This is a genomic window from Vogesella sp. LIG4 (assembly GCF_900090205.1).
Taxonomy (GTDB): Bacteria; Pseudomonadota; Gammaproteobacteria; order Burkholderiales; family Chromobacteriaceae; genus Vogesella.
The window spans coordinates 3312263-3332869 of record NZ_LT607802.1 but is presented as its reverse complement, the minus strand read 5'-3'; the positions used below and the strand labels follow the sequence as shown (position 1 = coordinate 3332869).

Sequence of the window (20607 nt, the reverse complement as noted above, 5' to 3'; positions counted from 1 at the left end):
GCCCTTGCTGTTTGTGCCGTACCGCTACGGCCTAGCGGTAGTCCACCCACACGCCGCCCAGGTCGGCGGAGCGCACGCAGTTCTCCACCCAGCGCACACCTTCCACTCCGGCGTGGATGTCCGGGTAGCGGATGGCGGCCAGCGCGGCGCGGTCGTCACGGTCGCTGGCGTCCATTGCCAGCGCAAAGCGGTAGTACAGGTTCGACCACGCCTCGAATAGCCCCTCCGGGTGGCCGCCGCCAATGCGGTCGTCGTGCAGTGCCGCCGGGTGCAGGTAGTCCATGCCGCGCTCCAGTATCTGTGCCGGGCGGCCCTGCACCTCGAAGCTCAGCTGGTTGGGGCGCTCGTCCCACCATTCCAGGCTGGCTTTCGCGCCGATGACGCGAATCTTCTGCCCGTGCATGGAGCCGGCATTCACCGCGCTGGACCACACGCTGCCCATGGCGCCGCCGTGGTACTGCATCAGGGTGAAGGCGTTGTCTTCCAGCGGGGCGCGGCTGGCGACAAAGCTCTGCCGGCTGCACAGCAGGCGGCTGATCTTCAGCTCCGGCAGCATCACCTCGGACAGGTACAGCGGGTGGGTGCCGACGTCGCCCAGCACATAGCTGGGGCCGGCAAATTTCGGGTCCACCCGCCAGCGGGTACTGGGGTTGGCGTCTTCCACCGCCGCGCTGTGAAAGCCATGGGCGAACTGCATGTTGACGATGCGGATCTCGCCCAGCTCGCCGGCGGCAATCATCTGCCGCGCCTGCTCGATCAGCTGGTGGCCGGCGTAGCCGTAGGTGACGCCGACGATCCGGCCACGGCTTGCGGCCAACGTTTGCAGCTCCTCGGCCTCGGCGGTGGTGAAGCACAGTGGTTTCTCGCACACCACGTGCAGCCCGGCCTGCAGCGCCGCCTTGCAGATGGCGAAATGGGTGCCGTTGGGCGTGGCGATGGACACCGCCTGGATGCCGTCCGGGCGCTTGGCCTCCTCGGTAAACAGTGTCTGGTAGTCCGGGTAGCAGCGCGCCGGGTCCACGCCCAGGCTGGCGCCGAAGTCGCGGCCGCGCTGCGGGTCGATATCGAAGGCGCCGGCCAGCAGCTGGAACACGTTGTCGCGCAGCGCGGCGCTGCGGTGGATATAGCCGATCTGGCTGCCCTTGCCGCCGCCCACCATGGCCCAGCGAATCGGCGTGGCGGTGAGTTTCTCTCCGTTGATCATGTCTCTGTCTCCTGTGTATGCGGCCAACCTTGCGCCGTGGCGCGGCTGGCTGCTGGTCATGTCAGTTGAAGCCGGCCTGTTGCAGGTAGTGCAGGCTGGCAGTGACGTCGCGCAGGCTGCTGTCGGCATGGCGCGGGTCGCGTTCCTGTTCGATGGTGATGTAGCCGTGGTAGCCGATGTCATCCAGCAGCTGGCGGATGGCCGGGTAGTCGATCACCCCCTTGCCGATCGGGCACATCACCCCCTTGGCGCAGGCGTCGAAGAAAGCAATGCGTTGCTGCATCACCTGCTGGTACACCGCCAGGTCGATATCCTTGAAGTGGATGTAGTCCAGGCGGCTGGCGTGCTGGCGCAGCCACTTAGCCGGGTCCATGCCGGCGTAGTACAGGTGGCCGGTGTCCAGGCACAGCCCGGCCTCGGTGTAGGGAATGTCGGCCAGGATCTGCAGGATCTCGTCGGCGAACTCGATATAGCCGCCGGCATGCGGGTGGATCACGGTGCGCACGCCGAACTCGTTGTGCGCCACGGCGGCAATCTGGCGGATGTGCGCCACCATGCGCTGCCAGTCTGCGGCGGCCAGGCGCGGCGCGCGTTCGCTGTGCCCAGCCTGGAAGTCGCGCTCCGGGTGGCCCCAGTCCATCACCACCAGGTAGGGGGCGGCGAACCGCTGGCCGTCTACCTGCGGCGGGCGCGGCAGGCGGGTGATCAGGCTGCAGATGTCGCGGGTCTGGCGCAGCAGGCTGTCCAGGTTTTTTGCAGCCACCAGGTCGTCGAAGATGGTGCCGGCCACGATGTACAGCTGGTGGCGGTGCAGGGCATTGCCCACCTGTTCCACGTCCAGCGGAATGTAGCCGTAGGGGCCCAGCTCGATGCCCTGGTAGCCGGCCTGCGCGGCTTCGTCCAGCACCCGCTGCCATGGCGGCAGATGCGGGTTGTTCACGTCGTCCACGCCCCAGCAGCAGGGGGCGCTGGCAATCTTGATGCTCATGATGTCTCCGTTTTTCAGGTAAAGCGGGGCCTGCCCCGCGCCGTGCGCGGGGAGGCTGGAATCGGTTCAGGATGTGGCTGGTTTAGCGCTGGTGCTTGTCGAGGTAGCGCTGGATCTCGCCGCGCATGAAGCGCGCGGACTCGTCGGCGCGCTCCTCCCAGGCGAACACGCAGGACGACAGCACGCCGTCGAAGCCGATGTCGGCCAGGGTGGCGAAGAACACCTCCCAGTCGATTTCGCCCTGGCCGATATCCAGGTGCTGGTGCACGCGGATGTGGCCGGAGCCGGGCGGGTTGACGATGTAGCGCAGCTGCGAGCTGGCCTTGTGGTTGAAGGTGTCGGCCACGCGCACATGGGCCAGTACCGGCGCGGCGGCGCGCAGCATGGCGGCCATGTCGTCGCCGTAGTAGAAGGTGTGCGGCGCGATGTAGGACAGCTTGACGTGGCGGGAGCCCAGCACCTGCACGATGTCCAGCGCCGGGGCCAGGGTTTCCACCCAGTCTTCCGGGTGCGGCTCCACCGACAGGGTGATGTCCTCGCGCTCCAGGATGGGTACCAGTTCTTCCATCGAGCGCCACCAGGCGGCCTCGCACATCTCTTTGGTATTGGTGCCGGCGCCCTGGCCGACGGAGCGCTCCGGTGAGGCGCCACGGCCGAATTCGGAGATCATCAGCCGGCAGTCCATTTCCACCGCCACTTCAATGGCCTTCTTCCAGCACTTCACCGCCCACTGGCGCTCGTCCTCGAACGGGCTGGCCCAGCGGTACATCGGCTGCAGGGTGGCCAGGCCGACGCCATGCTCGCGCAGCGCACGCTTGAAGCCGGCGATGCGCGCGGCGTGGGCGCGCGGCATCACCCACCAGTCGAGGAAGTCGGCGCGCGGCGACAGTTCGATCTGGTCATAGCCCAGCTCTGCGGTCTTGCGCACCAGTGCCGGCAGGTCGAGGTGGCGGTGCATATAGGGGTCGAGCGCGATTTTCATGGCAGTGTCTTCTCCGGGCTATTTTGATAGTTTTGCTGATATGCTGGCAGCCATTGCTGGCATGGCTTGCGGCAAGTCCAGTTTAATTGGCTGATTCCACAAGGCAATAAGGCGGGCCACTTGCATGCCACCACCTATCATTCAGCCATAAGCAATTTTTGATAGTTCTATCAAAACGGAGGGGAAATGAGCGGCCCGACCATGGAAGACGTGGCGCGGCTGGCCGGTGTGGGTGTGGCCACGGTGGATCGCGTGATCAACCAGCGCGCCAAAGTGCGGCCGCAGACGGCGCAGAAGGTGCTGGCGGCGGCGGAGCAGCTGGGCTTTCACCGCACCGGGCTGATCCGCCACCGCATCGAGCAGCAGCAGGCGGCGCCCCGGCTGGGCATCCTGCTGCAGCGGCAGAGCACATATTTTTACCGCGAGCTGGGGCTGGCGCTGGAGCAGGCGGCAGCAGGGCGCGCAAAGCTGCTGATCGACTACCTGGATGTATTGACGCCGCAGCACGTCGCCGCCCGGTTGCTGAGCATGGCGCGCGACGTGGATGCCATCGCGGTGGTGGCGGCCGACCATCCGCTGATCAGCCAGGCCATCGACACGCTGGCGGCACGCGGCATGCCGGTGTACGCGCTGGTATCCGACCTCACCGCCGATGGCTGCGCCGGCTACGTGGGGCTGGACAACCGCAAAGTTGGCCGCACGGCGGCATGGGCGATTTCCCGCCTCAGCCGCCAGCCGGGCAAGGTGGGGCTGATCCTGGGCAGCCACCGCTATCTGTGCCAGGAGCAGTGCGAGATCAGCTTTCGCGCCTATCTGCGCGAGTACGCGCCGCAGTTCCAGGTGCTGGAAACCCTGCCCAGCCTGGAGGACATCAACCTGGCGCAGGGCGCCACGCTGGAGCTGCTGGATCGCCACCCGGACCTGGCCGGCATCTACGTGGCCGGCGGCGGCATTGAAGGCGTGATCGAGGCGCTGCGCGAAGAACAGCGCAGCGGGCTGGTCACCATCTGCCACGACCTGACCGACATTACCCGCCAGGCGCTGAACGAGGAGCTGGTGAGCATGGTGCTGTCGCACCCGCTGGAATGGATGTCGACGCGGCTGGTGGACACCATGCTGGCCGGCCTGCAGGGCCGTAACGATCGTGCATCGGTGCAGGTGGTGCTGCCGTTTGCCATTCACACGGTCGCCAATGTCTGAAACCCGGTGTGCCGCCGCCTTATTGGCAGCGACCATTTAAGCGGCGAAGGGAAATAAAATCGCCGATAATTGATTCGGTAATGGCGTCGTCAATAAAAATGACGGGCAATGGTATGATTGCCGCCCTTGGCGTTATTCCGGTTTCTGGCGTCTGGCAATATGTTTTCCTGGGTTACCGTTACAAACTTCGGCAGTTCGGCCTTGTTGCTGCCGTTTGCGCTGGCCATTGCATTGTTCCTGGCTGCCGGCCGTGCCTGGCGCAGCTGCCTGCTGTGGCTGGTGGTATTCCTGTTTGCCGTGGCGCTGGTCACGGTAACCAAGGCGCTGTTCGTTGGCTGGGGCATTGGCGCGCACGCCATCGATTTCACCGGCATCAGCGGGCACGCCATGCTGGCTACCGCCATCTTTCCCACCGCCGCCTATCTGCTGCTGCATCAGCAAACGGTGAAAGTCCGCCTGTGGGGTGCCGCCGCCGCCTCGCTGATCGGTCTGTTCGTGGCGGTTTCCCGCGTGATCCTGAAAGCGCACTCGCTGTCCGAGGTAACGGCGGGCGTGCTGCTTGGCCTGCTGGTCAGCCTGATCTTCATCGACCTGTCGCGGCGCTTTCGCGAATCTCACCCTGATGGTCGCATTCTGCTGCTGGTATTCGCCATGCTGTTCCTGGCGCTGTACGGGCAAAGCCTGCCCACGCGCTTCTGGATTCGCGGTGCGGCGCTGTCGCTGGCCGGGCATGCGCGCCCCTATGTGCGCGAGGTGTGGCACCGCTCGGCCTCGGCCACGGCGGAAAAATGCACGCCGGCGCCATGCCATGGGCGTATCAAGCCTGGTATGTGATTTTAATCAAATGGCAGGGCTGGTCTGGCTGTAGTGTCTGCGGTATAACGCCTGCTGCATAATTTATTAATTAATTGCTTAATAATTATTAATAAATTGAATATTGACAGGTTAATTCCGCATTTATTTTACGCCGCGTAATAACAGCATCCTGAATATTGCGCCGCGTATCTGGAGAACAGCGCTACATGGCCTCCCAATCATCCGACGACGCCGCGGCGGCAGCCCTGCCCGGCGGGCGGCTGCTGCGCCGCCACCTGGCCTACTACTTGCAATTGCTGGGGCTGCAGGGCAAGGGCCTGGGGCTGCTGGCGGCGCTGCTGCTGGCCGGCTGGGCGATGAGCGGCATCTACAAGGTGCAACCGGACGAGCAGGGCGTGGTGCTGCGCTTCGGCCAGTGGGTGGATACCACCGGCCCGGGGCTGCATTACCACCTGCCGTGGCCGGTGGAGACGCTGCTGCTGCCCAAGGTTACCCAGATCAACCAGATTCACCTGGCCAACCTGTATGACGGCGCGCAGAACCAGAGCGTAGACCCGCGCGACATGCAGATGCTCACCGGAGATGAAAACCTGGTGGAGGCCGACTGCGCGGTGTTCTGGCGCATCAAGGATGCCGGCAAGTTCCTGTTCAAGGTGAAGGACCCGGAAACCGCGCTGCGCATCGCGGCGGAAAGCGCACTGCGCGATACCGTGTCGCGCACCCCCATCCAGGCGGTGATGTCCAACCGCCGCCAGCAGGTGGCGGACGAAACCCGCGTCCTGCTGCAGCAGTGGCTGGACCAGGAGCAGACCGGAATCTGGGTGACCCAGGTGCAGCTGCAGCGGGTAGACCCGCCATCGTCGGTAATCGACGCCTTCAACGACGTGCAGCGCGCGCGTGCCGACCAGGAGCGGGCGCGCAACGAGGCGCAGGCCTACAGCAACGACGTGCTGCCCAAGGCACGCGGCGAGGCCAACCGCATCCAGCAGGAGGCCGAGGCCTACAAGAGCCAGGTGGTGAACCTGGCGCAGGGCGAGGCGCAGCGCTTCGATGCGGTGTACCAGAGTTATGCGCAGGCCAGGGACGTGACCGCCTGGCGCCTGTACCTGGAAAGCATGGACGAAGTACTGAAGAAGGCCAGCAAAGTGATCATCGATTCGTCCGGCAAGGGCATGTCTGGCGTGGTGCCCTATATGCCGCTGCAGGACAAGGCCAAACCGGCCGGCAAGGAGGTGCGCTGATGGACAAGCGCTTGCGTGGTATCGGCCTGCTGGGCGCCATTGCCGCCTTCTGGCTGCTGTCTTCGTCGCTGTACACCTTGCCGGAAGGGCAGAATGCGCTGGTGGTGCGCCTGGGGGCGCCCATTGATGTCGATCAGCAGCCGGGCCTGAAATTCAAGCTGCCGGTAATCGACAGCGTGCAGTATTACGACACGCGCCTGCAGACGCTGGCGCCGCCGCCGGAGCAGGTGATCCTGGGCGATGAAAAGCGGCTGGAGGTGGAAACCTATACCCGCTACCGCATCGCCAGCCCGCTGCGCTTCTACCAGTCGCTGCGTACGGTGGATCAGGCCAATATCCAGCTGGCGCAGCTGGTCAGCTCCTCGCTGCGCCGCGAGCTGGGCAAGGTGATGATCCACTCGCTGTTGTCCGGCGAGCGCGGCGGCATCGTGGAGCAGATCCAGCGCGAGGTGACCGAGCGCGCACGGCCGCTGGGCATCGAAGTCACCGAGGTGCGCCTGCACCGTGCCGACCTGCCGCTGGAAACCAGCCAGGCGATCTACGACCGCATGAAATCCGCACGCCAGCAGGAAGCCAAGCAACTGCGTGCGCAGGGTGCCGAATGGGCGCAGCAGATCCAGGCCAAGGCCGACAGCGAGCGCACGGTGATCCTGTCCGAGGCGCAGCGCCAGAGCGCAATTATTCGCGGCGAGGCGGATGCCGAGGCCAACCGCATCCTGGCGCATGCTTTCAGCAAGGACCCGAAGTTCTACAAGTTCTACCGTTCGCTGCAGACCTACCGCCAGGCGCTGGCCGACTCCGGCGCCACGCTGGTGCTGACGCCCGATTCCGCGCTGCTGCATGACTTCAAGACGGGCCCGGCCGGTGCCAAGCCGTGAGCAATGGTCGCACGGCTGATGTTGCAGGCTGGCGTGCCGGCATGATGCTGCCGGTGGCGCGCCTGCGGCAGCTGGCGGCCATCCTCGGCCCCGGCCTGGTGGTAATGCTGGCAGATACCGATGCCGGCAGCGTGATCACCGCCGCCCAGAGCGGGGCGCAGTGGGGGTACAGACTGTTGCTGCTGCAACTGCTGATCATCCCGCTGCTGTTCGTGGTACAGGAGCTGACGGTGCGGCTGGCGCTGTGCACCGGCAAGGGCTATGGCGAGCTGGTGCGCGCGCGCTTCGGGCGCACGCTGGCCTGGTGTTCCATGCTCACGCTGGGGGTGAGCTGCTTTGGCGCGCTGGCCACCGAAATGAGCGGCCTGGCCGGGGTGGGGCAGCTGTACGGCGTGCCGGTGTGGCTGAGCATGCTGCTGGTGGGCGGCCTGATCTTCTTCATGGTCTGCACCGGCAGCTACCGCTCGGTGGAGCGGGTGGCCATCCTGTTCGGGGTATTCGAGCTGGCCTTCCTGCTGGTGGCCTGGCATGCCCGGCCGGACTACCACCAGATGGCCGCGCAGCTGCGGCACATGCCGCTGGCCAATCACGACTACCTCTACCTGCTTGCGGCCAACCTTGGCACCAGCATCATGCCGTGGACGGTGTTCTATCAGCAGTCCGCCTTGCTGGACAAGGGCCTGACGCTGGGCGACCTGCGCGCGGCACGGCTGGATACCCTGCTGGGTGCAGTGCTGTGCCAGGTGATTACCGCTGCCGTGCTGGTGGCCGCGGCCGCCGCGTTCGGCAGCCACGGCGGCGGCATGCGGCTGGACGATATTCCGCAGATTGCGCAGGCGTTTACCTCGGTGCTGGGCGAGCACGTTGGCCGCATGCTGTTTGCCATGGCGCTGGGCGGCGGCGCGCTGGTAGCCACCATCGTGGTCTGCCTGTCGGTGGCCTGGGCGCTGGGCGAAGTGACCGGCCGGCACCACTCGCTGGAGCTGCACCCGCGCGAGGCGCCGTGGTTCTACTCCGCCTTCGGCCTGATGCTGCTGGCCGGCGGTGTGCTGGTGGCGTCCGGCATCAACCTGGTGCGGCTGTCGATTGCCACCGGGGTGGTAAACGCGGTGCTGCTGCCGGTGACGCTGGGTTTTCTGTTCTGGCTGGCGCGCCACGAGCTGCCGCCGCAGCACCGTCTGCGCGGTGGCCGGGCGGTGGTGATCGGTGTGATTTTCATGTTTGCCGCTGGCGTGGGGCTGTATGCCGGCCTGGCGGGAGCGCTGGGCTAGGCGCCAAGGAGAGTGCATGGAATTTGATAGTTTGACGCATTCGCTGGGCATGGCGGCGCAGGTGTTCCTGTTCGACCTGCTGCTCAGCGGGGACAACGCGCTGGTGATCGCCATGGCCTGTCGCTCGCTGCCGCCGGCGCTGCGCCGCCGCGCGGTGCTGCTGGGCACCGGGTTTGCGATCCTGCTGCGTGTGCTGCTGACCACGCTGGCCAGCTTCCTGCTGGCCATTCCCATGCTGAAGCTGGTAGGCGCGGCGTTGCTGCTGCTGATCGCCATCAAGCTGCTGCTGGCCGACGATGGCGGCGACGGGGAACAGTTGCGCCCGGCCGGCGATCAGCTGTGGTCCGCGGTGATGGTGGTGGTTACCGCCGACCTGATCCTGAGCCTGGACAACGTGGTGGCGCTGGCCGCCATGACCCAGGGCAGCGTGCTGATGCTGATACTGGGCCTGCTGTTCAGCATGCCTATCCTGATGTACGGCAGCCTGTTCGTTACCCGCCTGCTGGAAAGCTACCCGCTGCTACTGCCGGCCGGCAGCGCGCTGCTGGGCTGGCTGGCCGGGCAGCTGGCGGTTTCCGACCCGCTGCTCGCCGGCTGGGTGGACAGCCAGGCGCCGGCGCTGTCGTTCGTGGTGCCGCTGCTGTGCGTGGTATTCGTGCTGTGCGAAAGCCGCATCATCCGCCAGCAGGCGCAGCAGCTGGTGCCGCCGCCGGCGCTGGGGCTGTTCGCCGGGCTGGCGCAGCGCTTTGCCGCCTGGGGCGAGGCCGAGAATGATGAGCCTGCGGTGCTTGCGGCGGCGGTTGCCGCGCCGGGGTCGGAGCCGGAATTGATTTCTGCCGGGACCGTGGCTGCAGTTGCCAGCGCCAGTGTCGAGCCGGTGCCCGTGGCGCTTGCCGCAGCGGCAACGTTGGCCGCAAGCCCGCCGCCCGCTGCACTGCAGCTGGCCAGCGAGGAGGACATAGCTGCACCGGGTGAGGGAGATGCCGCCGATGCGCCGGCACGGAAGGAGGAGCGCTGGATTCGCGTCTTCGCCTGGCTTGCCGTGTGTGTCGGCGTGCTGGGGCTGGGCTGGATCGGGGTGAATCTGCTGACCAATGGCTTCATGCCCAAGCCGGCGCACGGCATGCAGCCGCAGCTGAGCAGGCAGAAATAGCGTACATTGCCTGCTTTTGCGGCCAGACGCTGTGCTTGGCCGGTAATGAATGAAGATGGATGAGTAGCCAGTTGGAAAACAAGAAATCGTTCCTGTTGGGGGCCGGCCTGGCGGTGATGCTGGCCGGTTGTGCGGTAACGCCGGTGCAGCCGGCCACGTCAGGTGGCGCAACATCCGCACCTGTCTCGCCCGGCGTGGCGCTGCCTGCCCCGGTATTGCAGGATCAGCAGCCGCTGCAGGTTTCCCCGCCGGAGGTGTCGGCGCCGGTAACACCGGTGCTGCCGCCCACCGTGCCGCCGCAGGTGGTGCCGCCAGTGACGCCCGCGCCGGCACCCGCCCGCGTGGCGGCGCCGTACAGCAGCGAGCGCGATGGCCGGGTGCTACTCGACCGCCTGCTGCCGCACGGCATTCCGGATCGCGCCGGTTGGCACAGCGACATCATCAATGCCTTCACCCATCTGAAACTGCCGTACTCGCCGCAGAACTTCTGTGCCGTGCTGGCCGTGGCCGAGCAGGAATCCAGCTACGACCCGGACCCGGTAACGCCCAATCTGTCCGCCATCGTGTGGGGCGAGATCGAGAAGCGGCGGCAGAAGTACCTGATTCCGTCACTGGTGGTGGATGCGGCGCTGGCCAAGACCTCGCCGGACGGCCGCAGCTACAAGGCGCGAATCAATGCGCTGCGCACCAAGCGGCAGATGAATGCGCTGTTCGAGGACATGGTGCGCGAGCTGCCGTTCGGCCAGACCATCTTCGAGCACAAGAACCCGATTCGTGACGGCGGCCCGATGCAGGTCAGCGTGGCGTTTGCCGAGATGCACGTGCGCGGCTGGCCTTACCCGTACAGCTACAAGAACCTGCGCGACGAGGTGTTCACCCGCCGCGGCAGCGTGTACTTCGGTGCGGCCATCATGCTGCAGTACCCGATGCAGTACAGCGATATGGTGTATCGCTTTGCCGACTACAACGCCGGGCGCTACAGCAGCCGCAACGCGGCATTCCAGGCGGCGCTGGGCAGGGTGGTGCACCGCAAGCTGGCTACCGACGGCGACCTGATGCTGTACGAGAACAAGATGGAGCGCATTCCGTCCGGCGCGGCCAGCGAAACGCAAAAGGTATTGCTGTCCATTGCCGACCGGCTGCATATGAGCAGCGGCGAAATCCTGCGCGATCTGGGCCAGGAAAAGCTGGCCGGCTTCGGCCAGACCCAGCTGTACCGCCAGGTGTTTGCGCTGGCGGACGCCGCCGCCGGACGCCAGGTGCCGCGCGAGGCCATTCCACAGATCGTGCTGGTCAGCCCCAAGATCACCCACCACCTGACCACGGAATGGTTCGCGCGCAAGGTGGATGGCCGCTACCAGAACTGCCTCGCCCGCGGCGGCTGACAGGCACCATGGCCGTGAGCAGCCAGCAGCAACTGACCTGGATCAAGCCGTTTGCAGCTGCGGGCTGCCGGCGTGCCTGAGTGCAGCGGAAAGGTGTTATCGTTGCCGGCATGAAAACGCTTTACCGCCTGATCCTCATGTTGCTGCTGATGCTGCCTGCACTCAATGTGCTGGCGGCGGATGTCGACATGCTGCTGCAGGATCATGCGGTAACAGCGATGGACTGCATGGCGGTGCACAAGCCTGCCTGCCATGACAGCAAGGCCACCCCGGCCGGCGACAAGCTGGCCGCCCGGCACCACGGCCTGCAGTGCGGCGTGCCGGGCTGCAGTGCGCTGTGTGCCCCGTCCTTGCTGGGCAATGCCCCGCTGACTGTCGCCGCGCTGGATGCTTCCGGCCCGCTGGTGCCACATCAGCCGGCCAGGCTGGCCGGCATCGTCATTACCCCTCCGCATCGTCCTCCCTTGCTGGTTTGACCCTTATCGCGCCTGCTGCGTATTGCGCGGCGGGCTTGTCCTGAGTCGAACACCATCAAGAAGGAGGCAATCATGCCTGTGCTTCGTACCCTGCTGCTGGCCGGCCTGTTGGCTGCAGCCACTACCCCGGCGCTGGCCGCCATCTCCGCCACTGTTTACAAAAGCCCGACCTGCGGCTGCTGCGAGGCGTATATCGCCTACCTGCAGCAGAACGGCTTCCAGGTAACGGCAATCAACCGTGACGACATGCCGCAGCTGAAGCAGAAACTGGGGGTGACCCCGGGGCTGGAAAGCTGCCATACCGCCCGAATTGCCGGCTACAGCCTGGAAGGCCATGTGCCGGTGGCCGCCATCCGCAAACTGCTCGCCAGCAAGCCCCGTCTGGTAGGGCTGTCGGTACCGGGCATGCCGGCCAACAGCCCCGGCATGGGCCCGGAAAAGCCGGGCAGCCTGGCGGTTTACAGCATGACGCGCAGCCCGCAGCCCGGCAGCACGCTGTACGGCAACTTCTAAGCGGCAACAGGCGGGGGCTGTCATACCCGGCCCTCGCTTGCGGCCAACCTTACCGTCACGAAAAGGCGGGCAGGGTGGTGCAGCCCGGCGCGCGCCACGCATCCTGCCACCCACATACCCTCGCCATCGCCCCGAAGCGGGGCCGTGCGCGACATCATCATTGAGGATTACCTTATGCGCAGAGTTGTTTCTGCTGCCGTACTGGCGGCATTGTCCCTGCTGTCCAGCGTTGCCATGGCGGCACCAACTGGAACGGTATTTACCGCCAACGAGCGCGGCAATTCGATCAGCCAGGTGGATCTGGCCACTGGCCGGGTTACCACCTTGCCGCTGGACATCGCGCCCCACAACGTGCAGGTCACCCCGGACGGCAAGCGCCTGCTGGCTGTCGGCATGAGCGAACATGCCGGCCACCATGGCGGCCAGGCCGGCGGCGATTTGCTGGTGTTCGACTTGCCACTGGGGCCGAAGCCTGCATTCCGCCTGCCGGTAGCCGGGCACCCGGGCCATGTGATTACCGACGCCGGCAGCAACATCGCCTATGTGACCGACGCCAGCAATAACGCGGTACAGGTTTACGACCTGGCTGCCAGGCGGCAGGTCGGGTCGATCGGCACCGGCAAGTACCCGCACGGGCTGCGGTTGAGCCCGGACGGGAGGAGCATCTATGTGGCCAATGTGAAGGACGACAGCGTGTCGGTGCTGGATACGGCCAGCCAGCGCGAGCTTGGCCGTATCGCCGTGGGCAATGCCCCGGTGCAGGTGGGGTTCGCACCGGATGGCAAGCAGGCCTATGTGTCCTTGAGTGCCGAAAACAGCCTTGGCCTCATCGATACCGCCACGCGCAAGCTTAGCGGCAAGGTCAGGGTTGGCCGCACGCCAATCCAGATGTTTGCCACCCCGGATGGCCGGCAGGTATTCGTGGCCGACCAGGGCAGCAGCAAGCAGCCGGACAACCGGGTGTCGGTGGTCGATCCGCAGGCGGGTAAAACCATTGCCGAAGTGCAGACCGGCCCCGGCGCGCATGGTGTGGCGATCAGCAGCGATGGCCGGTACGTGTTCGTCAGCAATATCGAATCCGGCACCATGTCGGTGATCGACAGCCAGCAGCATGTTGTCGTGAGCAGCTACAAGGTAGGCGATGGGCCGAACGGCATCAGCTACCGCGAGTAGCATGCTTGCGCTGGCCAAATGACAAGGGAGGCCATGCGGCCTCCCTTGTGGTCTGCTATGCAGAAACGGGGCTGTAACGCCCCCGCGCATCATTTCAGATCGAAACGATCAAGCTCCATCACCTTGCTCCAGGCGGCAACAAAGTCACGCACAAACTTCTCCTGTGCATCGTCCTGGGCATAGACTTCCGACAAGGCGCGCAGCTGTGAATTCGAGCCGAATATCAGATCGACGCGCGTTGCCGTCCACTTCGCACCCCCAGTTGCCCGGTCACGGCCTTCAAAGCGCCCGCTTGCGCCGGCTGCCGGTTTCCAGACCGTTCCCATGTCGAGCAGATTGACAAAGAAGTCATTGCTCAGCACGCCCGGGCGTTTGGTGAACACGCCGTCCGCCGAGCCGACAACGTTGGCGCCCAGCACGCGCAGGCCACCAAGCAGCACTGTCATTTCCGGCGCGCTAAGGGTGAGCAGCTGCGCCTTGTCTACCAGCATTTCTTCAGCAGAAACCTTGTAGGCCTGCTTCTGGTAGTTGCGGAAACCATCTGCTTCCGGTTCGAGTACCGCGATGGACGCAATGTCTGTCTGCGCCTGCGAGGCGTCGGTCCGGCCCGGTGCAAAGGGCACCTGCACCGTGAACCCTGCCGCTTTGGCGGCGGCTTCAACGGCTGCCGCGCCGCCGAGTACGATCAGGTCCGCCAGCGATACCTTTTTGCCGCCCGCTTGCGCGGCATTGAAGGTGCTCTGGATGTTCCCGAGCACACTCAGCACTCTGGAAAGCTGGGCCGGCTGGTTGGCGTCCCAGTCCTTCTGCGGGGCAAGGCGGATGCGGGCGCCGTTGGCGCCGCCCCGCTTGTCGGAACCGCGGAACGTGGAGGCCGACGCCCAGGCGGTCGATACCAGCTCGGCGACCGACAGGTCGGAGGCAAGCAGCCTGGCCTTGAGTTCGGATACGTCCCGGGCATCGATGAGCGGGTGGTCGACCGCCGGTACCGGGTCCTGCCACAGCAGGTCTTCGGCGGGCACTTCCGGCCCAAGGTAGAGCACTTTGGGGCCCATGTCGCGGTGTGTCAGTTTGAACCAGGCACGGGCGAAGGCATCGGCAAAGGCTGCCGGGTCCTGATGGAAGCGGCGCGAGATGGGGCCATAGATTGGGTCGAAACGCATCGCCAGATCGGCCGTCGTCATCATTGGCGGGTGCTTCTTGCCCGGGTCGTGTGCATCGGGAATCAGGTGTTCCGGCTTGCAGTCTTTGGCCACCCACTGTTTGGCACCGGCCGGGCTCTTGGTCAGCTCCCATTCGTAACCGAACAGCATGTCGAAGTAGCCGTTGTCCCATTTCGTCGGGTTAGGCTTCCAGGCGCCTTCGATACCGCTGGTGGTGGTGTGCTCGCCCTTGCCGAAATCGAACTGGTTGATCCAGCCCAGCCCTTGCTCCTCGATTGGCGCTCCCTCGGGTTCAGGGCCAACCAGGGCAGGGTCGCCCGCGCCGTGTGCTTTGCCGAAGGTATGCCCGCCTGCCGTCAATGCCACGGTTTCTTCGTCGTCCATGGCCATGCGGGCAAAGGTTTCGCGAATGTCGCGACCGGATGCGACCGGGTCCGGGTTGCCGTCTGGCCCTTCCGGGTTGACATAGATGAGGCCCATCTGTACGGCGGCCAACGGGCTTTCCAGCTCGCGATCGCCGGAGTAGCGGCTGTTCGGCTTGTCGCTGGTGGCCAGCCACTCGCGCTCGCCACCCCAGTAGATGTCTTCTTCCGGTTGCCAGATATCAACGCGGCCACCGGCAAAGCCAAAGGTCTTGAAACCCATGGATTCGAGCGCGCAGTTTCCGGCGAGAATCATCAGGTCGGCCCAGGAGATACTGCTGCCGTACTTCTGCTTGATCGGCCAGAGCAGCCGGCGTGCCTTGTCGAGGTTGCCATTGTCTGGCCAGCTATTGATCGGCGCGAAGCGCTGGTTGCCGGTGCCGGCGCCACCCCGGCCATCGGCGGTGCGGTAGGTCCCGGCGCTGTGCCAGGCCATGCGGATGAACAGGCCACCATAATGGCCCCAGTCGGCGGGCCACCAGTCCTGCGAGGTGGTCATCAGCGCGTACAGGTCTTTTTTGACCGCGCCCAGGTCGAGTTTCCTGAATTCCGCCGCGTAGTCGAAACCCTTGTCCATCGGGTTGGATGCCGGCGCATGCTGGTGAAGCACGTTCAGGTTCAGTACCTTCGGCCACCAGTCACGGTTCGATTGGGAGCCATGCGCCATGCGTGTGCCTTGCCCTCCGGAGAAGGGGCATGTGTTCTCGTTGCTCATGATTTCTCCATTACCTCACAGTCAATTCGGCTCCCCTGATGGGAGGCCGCGTCAAATTGGTATGTCCAGCTCAGGGTTGCGCATTAGTCGGCCAGTACAATGGCATTGTTCCACTGGCCTGGCTGCCGGATACGTCCGGTATCAGCGGCCGGCAGGCAAGCGCCGCCCACCCGTTGCTTAGGCTATCGTCAGCACCACATCGATGTTGCCGCGTGTCGCGTTGGAGTAGGGGCAGACCTGGTGTGCTGCATGCACCAGGTTTTCCGCCACATCGCGCGCCATGCCCGGCAGCTTGATGGTCAGTTCGACCCGCAAGCCGAAGCCCTGGGGAATGGGGCCGATATCGACAGCGGCATCAATACTGGCATCGGCCGGTGTGGCAATTTTCTGCTGGCCGGCAACGAACTTGATGGCGCTCAGAAAGCAGGCCGAGTAACCGGCCGCAAACAATTGCTCCGGATTCGATGCCGTGCCGTTTCCGCCCAGCGATTTGGGTGGGTTCAGCTGCACGTCCAGCAGGCCATCGTCTGAGACGGCGCGGCCATCACGACCACCGGTGGTATGGGTCCTGGCGGTATAGAGCACTTTTTCGAGTTTTGCAGTCATGTGTGTACCTTCGAACTTGAGTTGATGTGGTATCGCACGTTGCCGGGGAGTGAAGGCGGGACTATTGCCTCTGAGCACGCTTGCCATCGCACCCGCAGCGATTTGATGACTGGAGTGTAGGCAGGCAAAAATAATAGTACAAATTGATTGATAAAATTTTACATATAGCGTTTGGCAATCACTGAGGTTATGGTGAGTGCTCGCCATGAAGGAAGGGGGCGGTTCAGTACCAGGGCGGCTGGAGCCAGGTGCTGTCCCGGTTTGCAGCTGGAAGTCAGTGCCGCTTGATGGGCACGGCCGGCCGGGTTGCCATGCGGGCTCAGGTTTTCAGCGTTGCCGCGCCGCGGCTTTTTTTATTGTATTTACGGTTTTTGTACAGTACAAATAGTGTACAAATTTTGGTGCGGTCGTGGTGAGTGTCGCGATAGCGACTACCGCACCGGCTGAAGTGCCAAGGAGGATGCAATGAGAATTGCTGTGGTGGGAGCGGGTATCGCCGGCCTGTCCGCCGCCTGGTTGCTAAGCCGCAGCGGGCACCAGGTCGTGGTGTACGAAGCAAATGACTATGCCGGCGGGCATAGCAATACCGTGGATGTCAGCTTGCAGGGCGTGACTGCGCCGGTAGATGCCGGCTTCCTTGTACATAACGACCGCACCTATCCCAATCTGACCCGCCTGTTCCGGCTGCTGGGCGTGGCGGTGCACGAAACGGAAATGACTTTCTCGGTGGCGCTGGAGCAACCGCAGATCGAATGGGCGGGTACCAGCCTGGGCAGCCTGTTTGTACAGCGCCGCAATCTGCTGCGCGGGCGCTTCTGGCACATGCTGGGCGACATTCTGCGGCTGCACTGGCTTGCCCCGCGGCTGCAGCTGGAGGCGCACAGCAGTGGTGAGACGCTGGGCGAAATACTGGACCGCTACCGGTTTGGCCAGTCGCTGCGCGACTGGTATCTGCTGCCGATGGGCGCCGCCATCTGGTCCTGTTCCACCCATGGCATGGCCCGTTTTCCGGCAGCCACATTTTTTGATTTCTGCCTCAATCACGGCCTGATGCAGGTTTTCGACCGGCCGCAGTGGAAGACGGTGCTGGGGGGCTCGCGGCAGTATGTGCGCCGCATGTTGAGCAGCTGCGGCCAACTACGGCTCCGGACCCCGGTAACACGGGTGCGCCGCGGCGAAGCGGGGGTGCATGTCAGCAGCCCGCAGGGGGAGGAACACTACCATCAGCTGGTGTTGGCCTGTCATAGCGATCAGGCGCTGGCGCTGCTGAGCGATGCCGACGCTGACGAGCAGGGGGTGCTGCGGCGCCTGCCATACCAGCGTAACCGTGCGCTGCTGCATACCGACACCAGCTTTCTGCCGCGGCGCCCCAGTGCCTGGGCGGCATGGAACTACCGTGTCGGCAGCCCCGGCGTGAGCGACAAACCGATCATGGTGAGCTACCTGCTGAACAAGCTGCAGCCCTTGCCGTTCAGCCAGCCGGTGATCGTGACGCTGAATCCCTATCGTGAGCCACCGCAGGTGCTGGCCGAGTTCGATTATGCGCACCCGGTGTTCGATACCGCCGCTATCGCCGCGCAGCGTGAGCTGGCGCTGCTCCAGGGGCGCCGCCACACCTGGTTTGCCGGTGCATGGACCGGCTATGGTTTTCATGAAGATGGCCTGAAGGCCGGCATGGCTGTGGCGCGCGGGCTGCACGCGCATGTCCCGTGGCAACTGGATCTGCCGTTGCAGCAGCATGAAGTGCTGCCACCATTTGCGGCGCCGGAGGTGGCGTGATGCAGCCGCGACTTTACCGGGGTGAGGTCTGGCACGGGCGATGCCAGCCAGTCTGCCACCAGTTCCGCTACCGCCATGCCTGGGTGGCGATCAGCCTGCCGCAGCAGGATCAGCCGCGTTTGCGGCTGGCGCCGGGGGTGAGCTGGCAGCGCCGCTGCCACGGCCCGCGCGATGGCAGTGCCTTGTGGCCATGGCTATGCCAGTGCCTGAATGCGCACGGGCTGCATGAGTTTGCGCGTGTCGAGCTGCATACCCTGCCGGCAGTGCTTGGCTATGTCTTCAACCCGGTCAGCTTCTACCTGGTGCTGGATGCCACCGAACAGCTGCGCGCGGTGTGGGTGGAGGTGAGCAACACCTTCGGCGGCCACCACGATTATTGCCTGCACCACCCGAACCTGGCGCCGATGCAGCCTGGCGATAGCTTTGTCGCTCCCAAGGCGTTGCAGGTGTCGCCGTTTTTCCAGGTCGAAGGCGAGTACCGCTTCCGCTTTTGCCGCGAGGCGGGCTCGGGCCGTTTCAGCGTTGCCATCGACTACAGCCGTGACGGCCGGCAGCGCGACTTCAGCGCGCGCCAGCAAGGTTGGCCGCAAGCCTCTACCGCGGCCAATCTCTGGCGCCTGGTGCTGTCCTGCGCCTTGCTGACCTTTGCCGTGTGGCTGCGCATTCATTGGCAGGCCTGGCGCTTGTGGTGCAAGGGGGTGCCATTCTTTGGCAACAAGGGGCGTATCGCCAGCCTGCCGCCCGCCACAACAGTAAACCCGCGCGCTGCCGGCAAGCCGCAGCAACCGCCATCCCCGTGAGGGCCGGCCCATGTCTGCCGCTTTCGATACCCTGCATCGCGCTGATGTGCCGCTTGCATCCAGCGCTGGCCGTACTGGCGCAGCGCAGCGTGTGAGGCGGCTCGCCCGCACAGCCCTGGTGCTGCTGACGGGGCTGCTGGCTGCTTGTTCCACCACCGCTATCGACGACTACCGCGGCTCGCAGCCGGTTTTCGATCTGCGGCAGTTCTTCGATGGCCCGCTCACCGCGCAGGGTATGTTCCAGGATCGCGGCGGCAAGGTGGTACGGCGCTTTACCGTTGCCATGCGCGGCAGTTGGCAGGGCGATAACGGCGTGCTGGATGAACAGTTCCGTTACGACAATGGCGAAACCCAACGCCGGGTCTGGCGGCTGCGAAAACTGCCGGACGGGCAATACAGCGGCACCGCCAGCGACGTGGTGGGGCAGGCGGCAGGCCGTACCGCGGGGTTTGCCTTGTTCTGGGACTACACCCTGCGCCTGCCGCTGGATGGCAAGGCGTACGAGGTACATTTTGATGACTGGATGTACCAGCTGGATGCGCATAGCGTGCTGAACCGCTCGGTACTGAGCAAGCTTGGCTTACGGCTCGGCGAGGTCACGCTGTATATCCGCAAGGAGGCCGCGCCGTGAGCTTCAACCCCAGGCTGCGCAACTGGCAGGGCCGGCATGTCTGGCTGATAGGCGCCGGTCACGGTATCGGTGCGGCACTGGCGCACCAGCTGCGCGCCGCCGGTGCGCTGCTGGCACTGTCGGGGCGCAACGAGGCTGCGCTGCGCGCGGTGGCCGCCGATGATGCGCACTGCCTGGTGCTGCCGCTGGATGTCACCCGTGAGCAGGATTGGCTGCAGGCACGCGGCCAACTATTGCAACGTTGGCCGCATATCGACCTGGTGGTGATGCTGGCCGGCGACTATGCCGCGGTGCGCGCCTGGCAGCTGACGCCGGAACTGGCGCGACACATGGTGGAGGTCAATCTGCTGGGCGTGATGTATGGCACCGCTGCCGTGGTGCCGGCGCTGCTGCATCAGCAGCACGGCAGCATCGCGCTGGTGGCCAGTGCTGCCGGCTGGGTGGGCATGCCAAACGGGCTGGTGTACGGCGCTACCAAGGCCGCGGTGAATCACTTTGCGCAAACCCTGTACCTGGATTTGCGGCCGCGCGGCATCGGTGTGCATGTGGTCAACCCGGGCTTCGTGGCGACACGGCTCACCGCGCGAAACGACTTTGCCATGCCGGCGCTGATCAGTGCTGAGCAGGCGGCCAGCGCGATACTGGCCGGCCTGGCGCGCGGGGATTTCGATATCCACTTTCCCCGCCGCTTCAGCCTGCTGCTGAAACTGGCTGCGCATTTGCCTTATCGGCTGTATTTCTGGCTGGCACACCGGGTTACCGGGCTATGAGCGATCCACTTGCCTGCCACCTGGACTGGTTTGCCAGCCTCTCGCCCCAGGCGCTGACACGGATTGACCGTGTCTATGCCGCCGGTGCGCGCTTTCAGGACCCGTTCCATGAACTGCATGGCCGCGAGGCGATACGGCAAGTTTATGCACGCATGTTTCGTCATCTTGCCCGGCCGCGTTTTGTCATTGGCGCGGTGCTGCGGCAGGGCGATGCGGCATTTGTCAGCTGGGATTTCCACTTTGCATGGCATGGCCGCCAACAGCAGATACACGGCGGCACGCTGTTGCGGCTGGATAGCGCCGGCCTGATCTGCGAACACCGCGATTACTGGGATGCCGCTGCCGGCGTATACGAACAACTGCCGGTGCTGGGCTGGCTGCTGCGTCGCCTGAAGCGACACATGGCATAATGCCCGCCTTTGGCTATTTGACACCGACCCT

General features: G+C 64.9%; 20 protein-coding genes. 15 read left to right on the top strand and 5 right to left on the bottom strand.

The window, feature by feature from the left end; genetic code table 11:
• Positions 1-31: 31 nt before the first annotated feature.
• The 3 genes from PSELUDRAFT_RS15465 to PSELUDRAFT_RS15455 form a co-directional block, all read right to left on the bottom strand.
• Positions 32-1204, bottom strand: coding sequence for a Gfo/Idh/MocA family protein (locus PSELUDRAFT_RS15465; RefSeq protein ID WP_088967684.1), 1173 nt, complete (start codon positions 1202-1204; stop codon positions 32-34).
• Between the two features lie 61 nt (positions 1205-1265).
• On the bottom strand, positions 1266-2192 hold the full coding sequence (locus tag PSELUDRAFT_RS15460; protein ID WP_088967683.1) for a sugar phosphate isomerase/epimerase: 927 nt from the start codon (positions 2190-2192) through the stop codon (positions 1266-1268).
• A gap of 82 nt (positions 2193-2274) precedes the next feature.
• Positions 2275-3174 (bottom strand): sugar phosphate isomerase/epimerase family protein, encoded by a 900-nt coding sequence (locus tag PSELUDRAFT_RS15455; protein ID WP_088967682.1) that lies wholly within the window; start codon positions 3172-3174, stop codon positions 2275-2277.
• Positions 3175-3360: 186 nt separating this feature from the next.
• On the opposite strand from PSELUDRAFT_RS15455, the gene PSELUDRAFT_RS15450 reads away from it, so the two are divergent.
• The 10 genes from PSELUDRAFT_RS15450 (at position 3361) to PSELUDRAFT_RS15405 (ending at position 13280) form a co-directional block, all read left to right on the top strand.
• Positions 3361-4374, top strand: coding sequence for a LacI family DNA-binding transcriptional regulator (locus PSELUDRAFT_RS15450; protein ID WP_088967681.1), 1014 nt, complete (start codon positions 3361-3363; stop codon positions 4372-4374).
• 159 nt (positions 4375-4533) lie between these two features.
• Entirely contained in the window at positions 4534-5208 is a 675-nt protein-coding gene (locus tag PSELUDRAFT_RS15445; protein WP_088967680.1) for a phosphatase PAP2 family protein, read from the top strand.
• A 188-nt stretch (positions 5209-5396) separates the two neighbouring features.
• Positions 5397-6431 (top strand): FtsH protease activity modulator HflK, encoded by a 1035-nt coding sequence (hflK, locus tag PSELUDRAFT_RS15440; protein WP_088967679.1) that lies wholly within the window; start codon positions 5397-5399, stop codon positions 6429-6431.
• On the top strand, positions 6431-7309 hold the full coding sequence (gene hflC / locus PSELUDRAFT_RS15435; RefSeq protein WP_088967678.1) for a protease modulator HflC: 879 nt from the start codon (positions 6431-6433) through the stop codon (positions 7307-7309). The genes hflK and hflC overlap by 1 nt, the downstream gene beginning before the upstream one ends.
• Entirely contained in the window at positions 7306-8580 is a 1275-nt protein-coding gene (locus PSELUDRAFT_RS15430) for an NRAMP family divalent metal transporter (protein WP_231895237.1), read from the top strand. Before hflC ends, PSELUDRAFT_RS15430 begins: the two co-directional genes overlap by 4 nt.
• A gap of 16 nt (positions 8581-8596) precedes the next feature.
• The gene (locus PSELUDRAFT_RS15425; protein WP_157725156.1) at positions 8597-9733 is read left to right on the top strand and encodes a YjbE family putative metal transport protein; all 1137 of its coding nucleotides are present in this window, start codon (positions 8597-8599) and stop codon (positions 9731-9733) included.
• A 59-nt stretch (positions 9734-9792) separates the two neighbouring features.
• Entirely contained in the window at positions 9793-11118 is a 1326-nt protein-coding gene (locus PSELUDRAFT_RS15420) for a DUF1615 domain-containing protein (RefSeq protein WP_088967676.1), read from the top strand.
• Between the two features lie 110 nt (positions 11119-11228).
• Positions 11229-11594, top strand: coding sequence for a hypothetical protein (locus PSELUDRAFT_RS15415; protein ID WP_088967675.1), 366 nt, complete (start codon positions 11229-11231; stop codon positions 11592-11594).
• A gap of 72 nt (positions 11595-11666) precedes the next feature.
• Positions 11667-12107, top strand: a complete 441-nt coding sequence (locus PSELUDRAFT_RS15410) for a DUF411 domain-containing protein (protein WP_088967674.1) — start codon at positions 11667-11669, stop codon at positions 12105-12107.
• Between the two features lie 174 nt (positions 12108-12281).
• Entirely contained in the window at positions 12282-13280 is a 999-nt protein-coding gene (locus PSELUDRAFT_RS15405) for a cytochrome D1 domain-containing protein (protein ID WP_197693887.1), read from the top strand.
• 89 nt (positions 13281-13369) lie between these two features.
• On the opposite strand, the gene katG is transcribed toward PSELUDRAFT_RS15405, so the two are convergent.
• Positions 13370-15580 (bottom strand): catalase/peroxidase HPI, encoded by a 2211-nt coding sequence (gene katG, locus PSELUDRAFT_RS15400; RefSeq protein WP_088967673.1) that lies wholly within the window; start codon positions 15578-15580, stop codon positions 13370-13372.
• A 177-nt stretch (positions 15581-15757) separates the two neighbouring features.
• The gene (locus tag PSELUDRAFT_RS15395) at positions 15758-16186 is read right to left on the bottom strand and encodes an organic hydroperoxide resistance protein (RefSeq protein ID WP_088967672.1); all 429 of its coding nucleotides are present in this window, start codon (positions 16184-16186) and stop codon (positions 15758-15760) included.
• Between the two features lie 465 nt (positions 16187-16651).
• Between PSELUDRAFT_RS15395 and PSELUDRAFT_RS15390 the strand changes: the two genes are divergently transcribed.
• From PSELUDRAFT_RS15390 to PSELUDRAFT_RS15370, 5 genes are all read left to right on the top strand, one after another.
• Positions 16652-17965, top strand: a complete 1314-nt coding sequence (locus PSELUDRAFT_RS15390; RefSeq protein WP_088967671.1) for an NAD(P)/FAD-dependent oxidoreductase — start codon at positions 16652-16654, stop codon at positions 17963-17965.
• On the top strand, positions 17965-18765 hold the full coding sequence (locus PSELUDRAFT_RS15385) for a DUF1365 domain-containing protein (RefSeq protein WP_088967670.1): 801 nt from the start codon (positions 17965-17967) through the stop codon (positions 18763-18765). The genes PSELUDRAFT_RS15390 and PSELUDRAFT_RS15385 overlap by 1 nt, the downstream gene beginning before the upstream one ends.
• 91 nt (positions 18766-18856) lie before the next feature.
• Positions 18857-19396, top strand: coding sequence for a DUF3833 domain-containing protein (locus PSELUDRAFT_RS15380; protein WP_231895236.1), 540 nt, complete (start codon positions 18857-18859; stop codon positions 19394-19396).
• Positions 19393-20166 (top strand): SDR family oxidoreductase, encoded by a 774-nt coding sequence (locus PSELUDRAFT_RS15375; protein WP_088967668.1) that lies wholly within the window; start codon positions 19393-19395, stop codon positions 20164-20166. Before PSELUDRAFT_RS15380 ends, PSELUDRAFT_RS15375 begins: the two co-directional genes overlap by 4 nt.
• Positions 20163-20576: a nuclear transport factor 2 family protein gene (locus PSELUDRAFT_RS15370; protein WP_088967667.1), complete on the top strand. Its 414-nt coding sequence runs from the start codon at positions 20163-20165 to the stop codon at positions 20574-20576. The genes PSELUDRAFT_RS15375 and PSELUDRAFT_RS15370 overlap by 4 nt, the downstream gene beginning before the upstream one ends.
• Positions 20577-20607 lie beyond the last annotated feature (31 nt).

What these genes read in the sequence shown, in the direction of transcription:
- PSELUDRAFT_RS15465 (WP_088967684.1), bottom strand. Translation starts at nt 1,204, where the DNA reads ATGATCAACGGAGAGAAACTCACCGCCACGCCGATTCGCTGGGCCATG.
- PSELUDRAFT_RS15460 (WP_088967683.1), bottom strand. Translation starts at nt 2,192, where the DNA reads ATGAGCATCAAGATTGCCAGCGCCCCCTGCTGCTGGGGCGTGGACGAC.
- PSELUDRAFT_RS15455 (WP_088967682.1), bottom strand. Translation starts at nt 3,174, where the DNA reads ATGAAAATCGCGCTCGACCCCTATATGCACCGCCACCTCGACCTGCCG.
- PSELUDRAFT_RS15450 (WP_088967681.1), top strand. Translation starts at nt 3,361, where the DNA reads ATGAGCGGCCCGACCATGGAAGACGTGGCGCGGCTGGCCGGTGTGGGT.
- PSELUDRAFT_RS15445 (WP_088967680.1), top strand. Translation starts at nt 4,534, where the DNA reads ATGTTTTCCTGGGTTACCGTTACAAACTTCGGCAGTTCGGCCTTGTTG.
- hflK (WP_088967679.1), top strand. Translation starts at nt 5,397, where the DNA reads ATGGCCTCCCAATCATCCGACGACGCCGCGGCGGCAGCCCTGCCCGGC.
- hflC (WP_088967678.1), top strand. Translation starts at nt 6,431, where the DNA reads ATGGACAAGCGCTTGCGTGGTATCGGCCTGCTGGGCGCCATTGCCGCC.
- PSELUDRAFT_RS15425 (WP_157725156.1), top strand. Translation starts at nt 8,597, where the DNA reads ATGGAATTTGATAGTTTGACGCATTCGCTGGGCATGGCGGCGCAGGTG.
- PSELUDRAFT_RS15420 (WP_088967676.1), top strand. Translation starts at nt 9,793, where the DNA reads ATGAGTAGCCAGTTGGAAAACAAGAAATCGTTCCTGTTGGGGGCCGGC.
- PSELUDRAFT_RS15415 (WP_088967675.1), top strand. Translation starts at nt 11,229, where the DNA reads ATGAAAACGCTTTACCGCCTGATCCTCATGTTGCTGCTGATGCTGCCT.
- PSELUDRAFT_RS15410 (WP_088967674.1), top strand. Translation starts at nt 11,667, where the DNA reads ATGCCTGTGCTTCGTACCCTGCTGCTGGCCGGCCTGTTGGCTGCAGCC.
- PSELUDRAFT_RS15405 (WP_197693887.1), top strand. Translation starts at nt 12,282, where the DNA reads ATGCGCAGAGTTGTTTCTGCTGCCGTACTGGCGGCATTGTCCCTGCTG.
- katG (WP_088967673.1), bottom strand. Translation starts at nt 15,580, where the DNA reads ATGAGCAACGAGAACACATGCCCCTTCTCCGGAGGGCAAGGCACACGC.
- PSELUDRAFT_RS15395 (WP_088967672.1), bottom strand. Translation starts at nt 16,186, where the DNA reads ATGACTGCAAAACTCGAAAAAGTGCTCTATACCGCCAGGACCCATACC.
- PSELUDRAFT_RS15390 (WP_088967671.1), top strand. Translation starts at nt 16,652, where the DNA reads ATGAGAATTGCTGTGGTGGGAGCGGGTATCGCCGGCCTGTCCGCCGCC.
- PSELUDRAFT_RS15385 (WP_088967670.1), top strand. Translation starts at nt 17,965, where the DNA reads ATGCAGCCGCGACTTTACCGGGGTGAGGTCTGGCACGGGCGATGCCAG.
- PSELUDRAFT_RS15370 (WP_088967667.1), top strand. Translation starts at nt 20,163, where the DNA reads ATGAGCGATCCACTTGCCTGCCACCTGGACTGGTTTGCCAGCCTCTCG.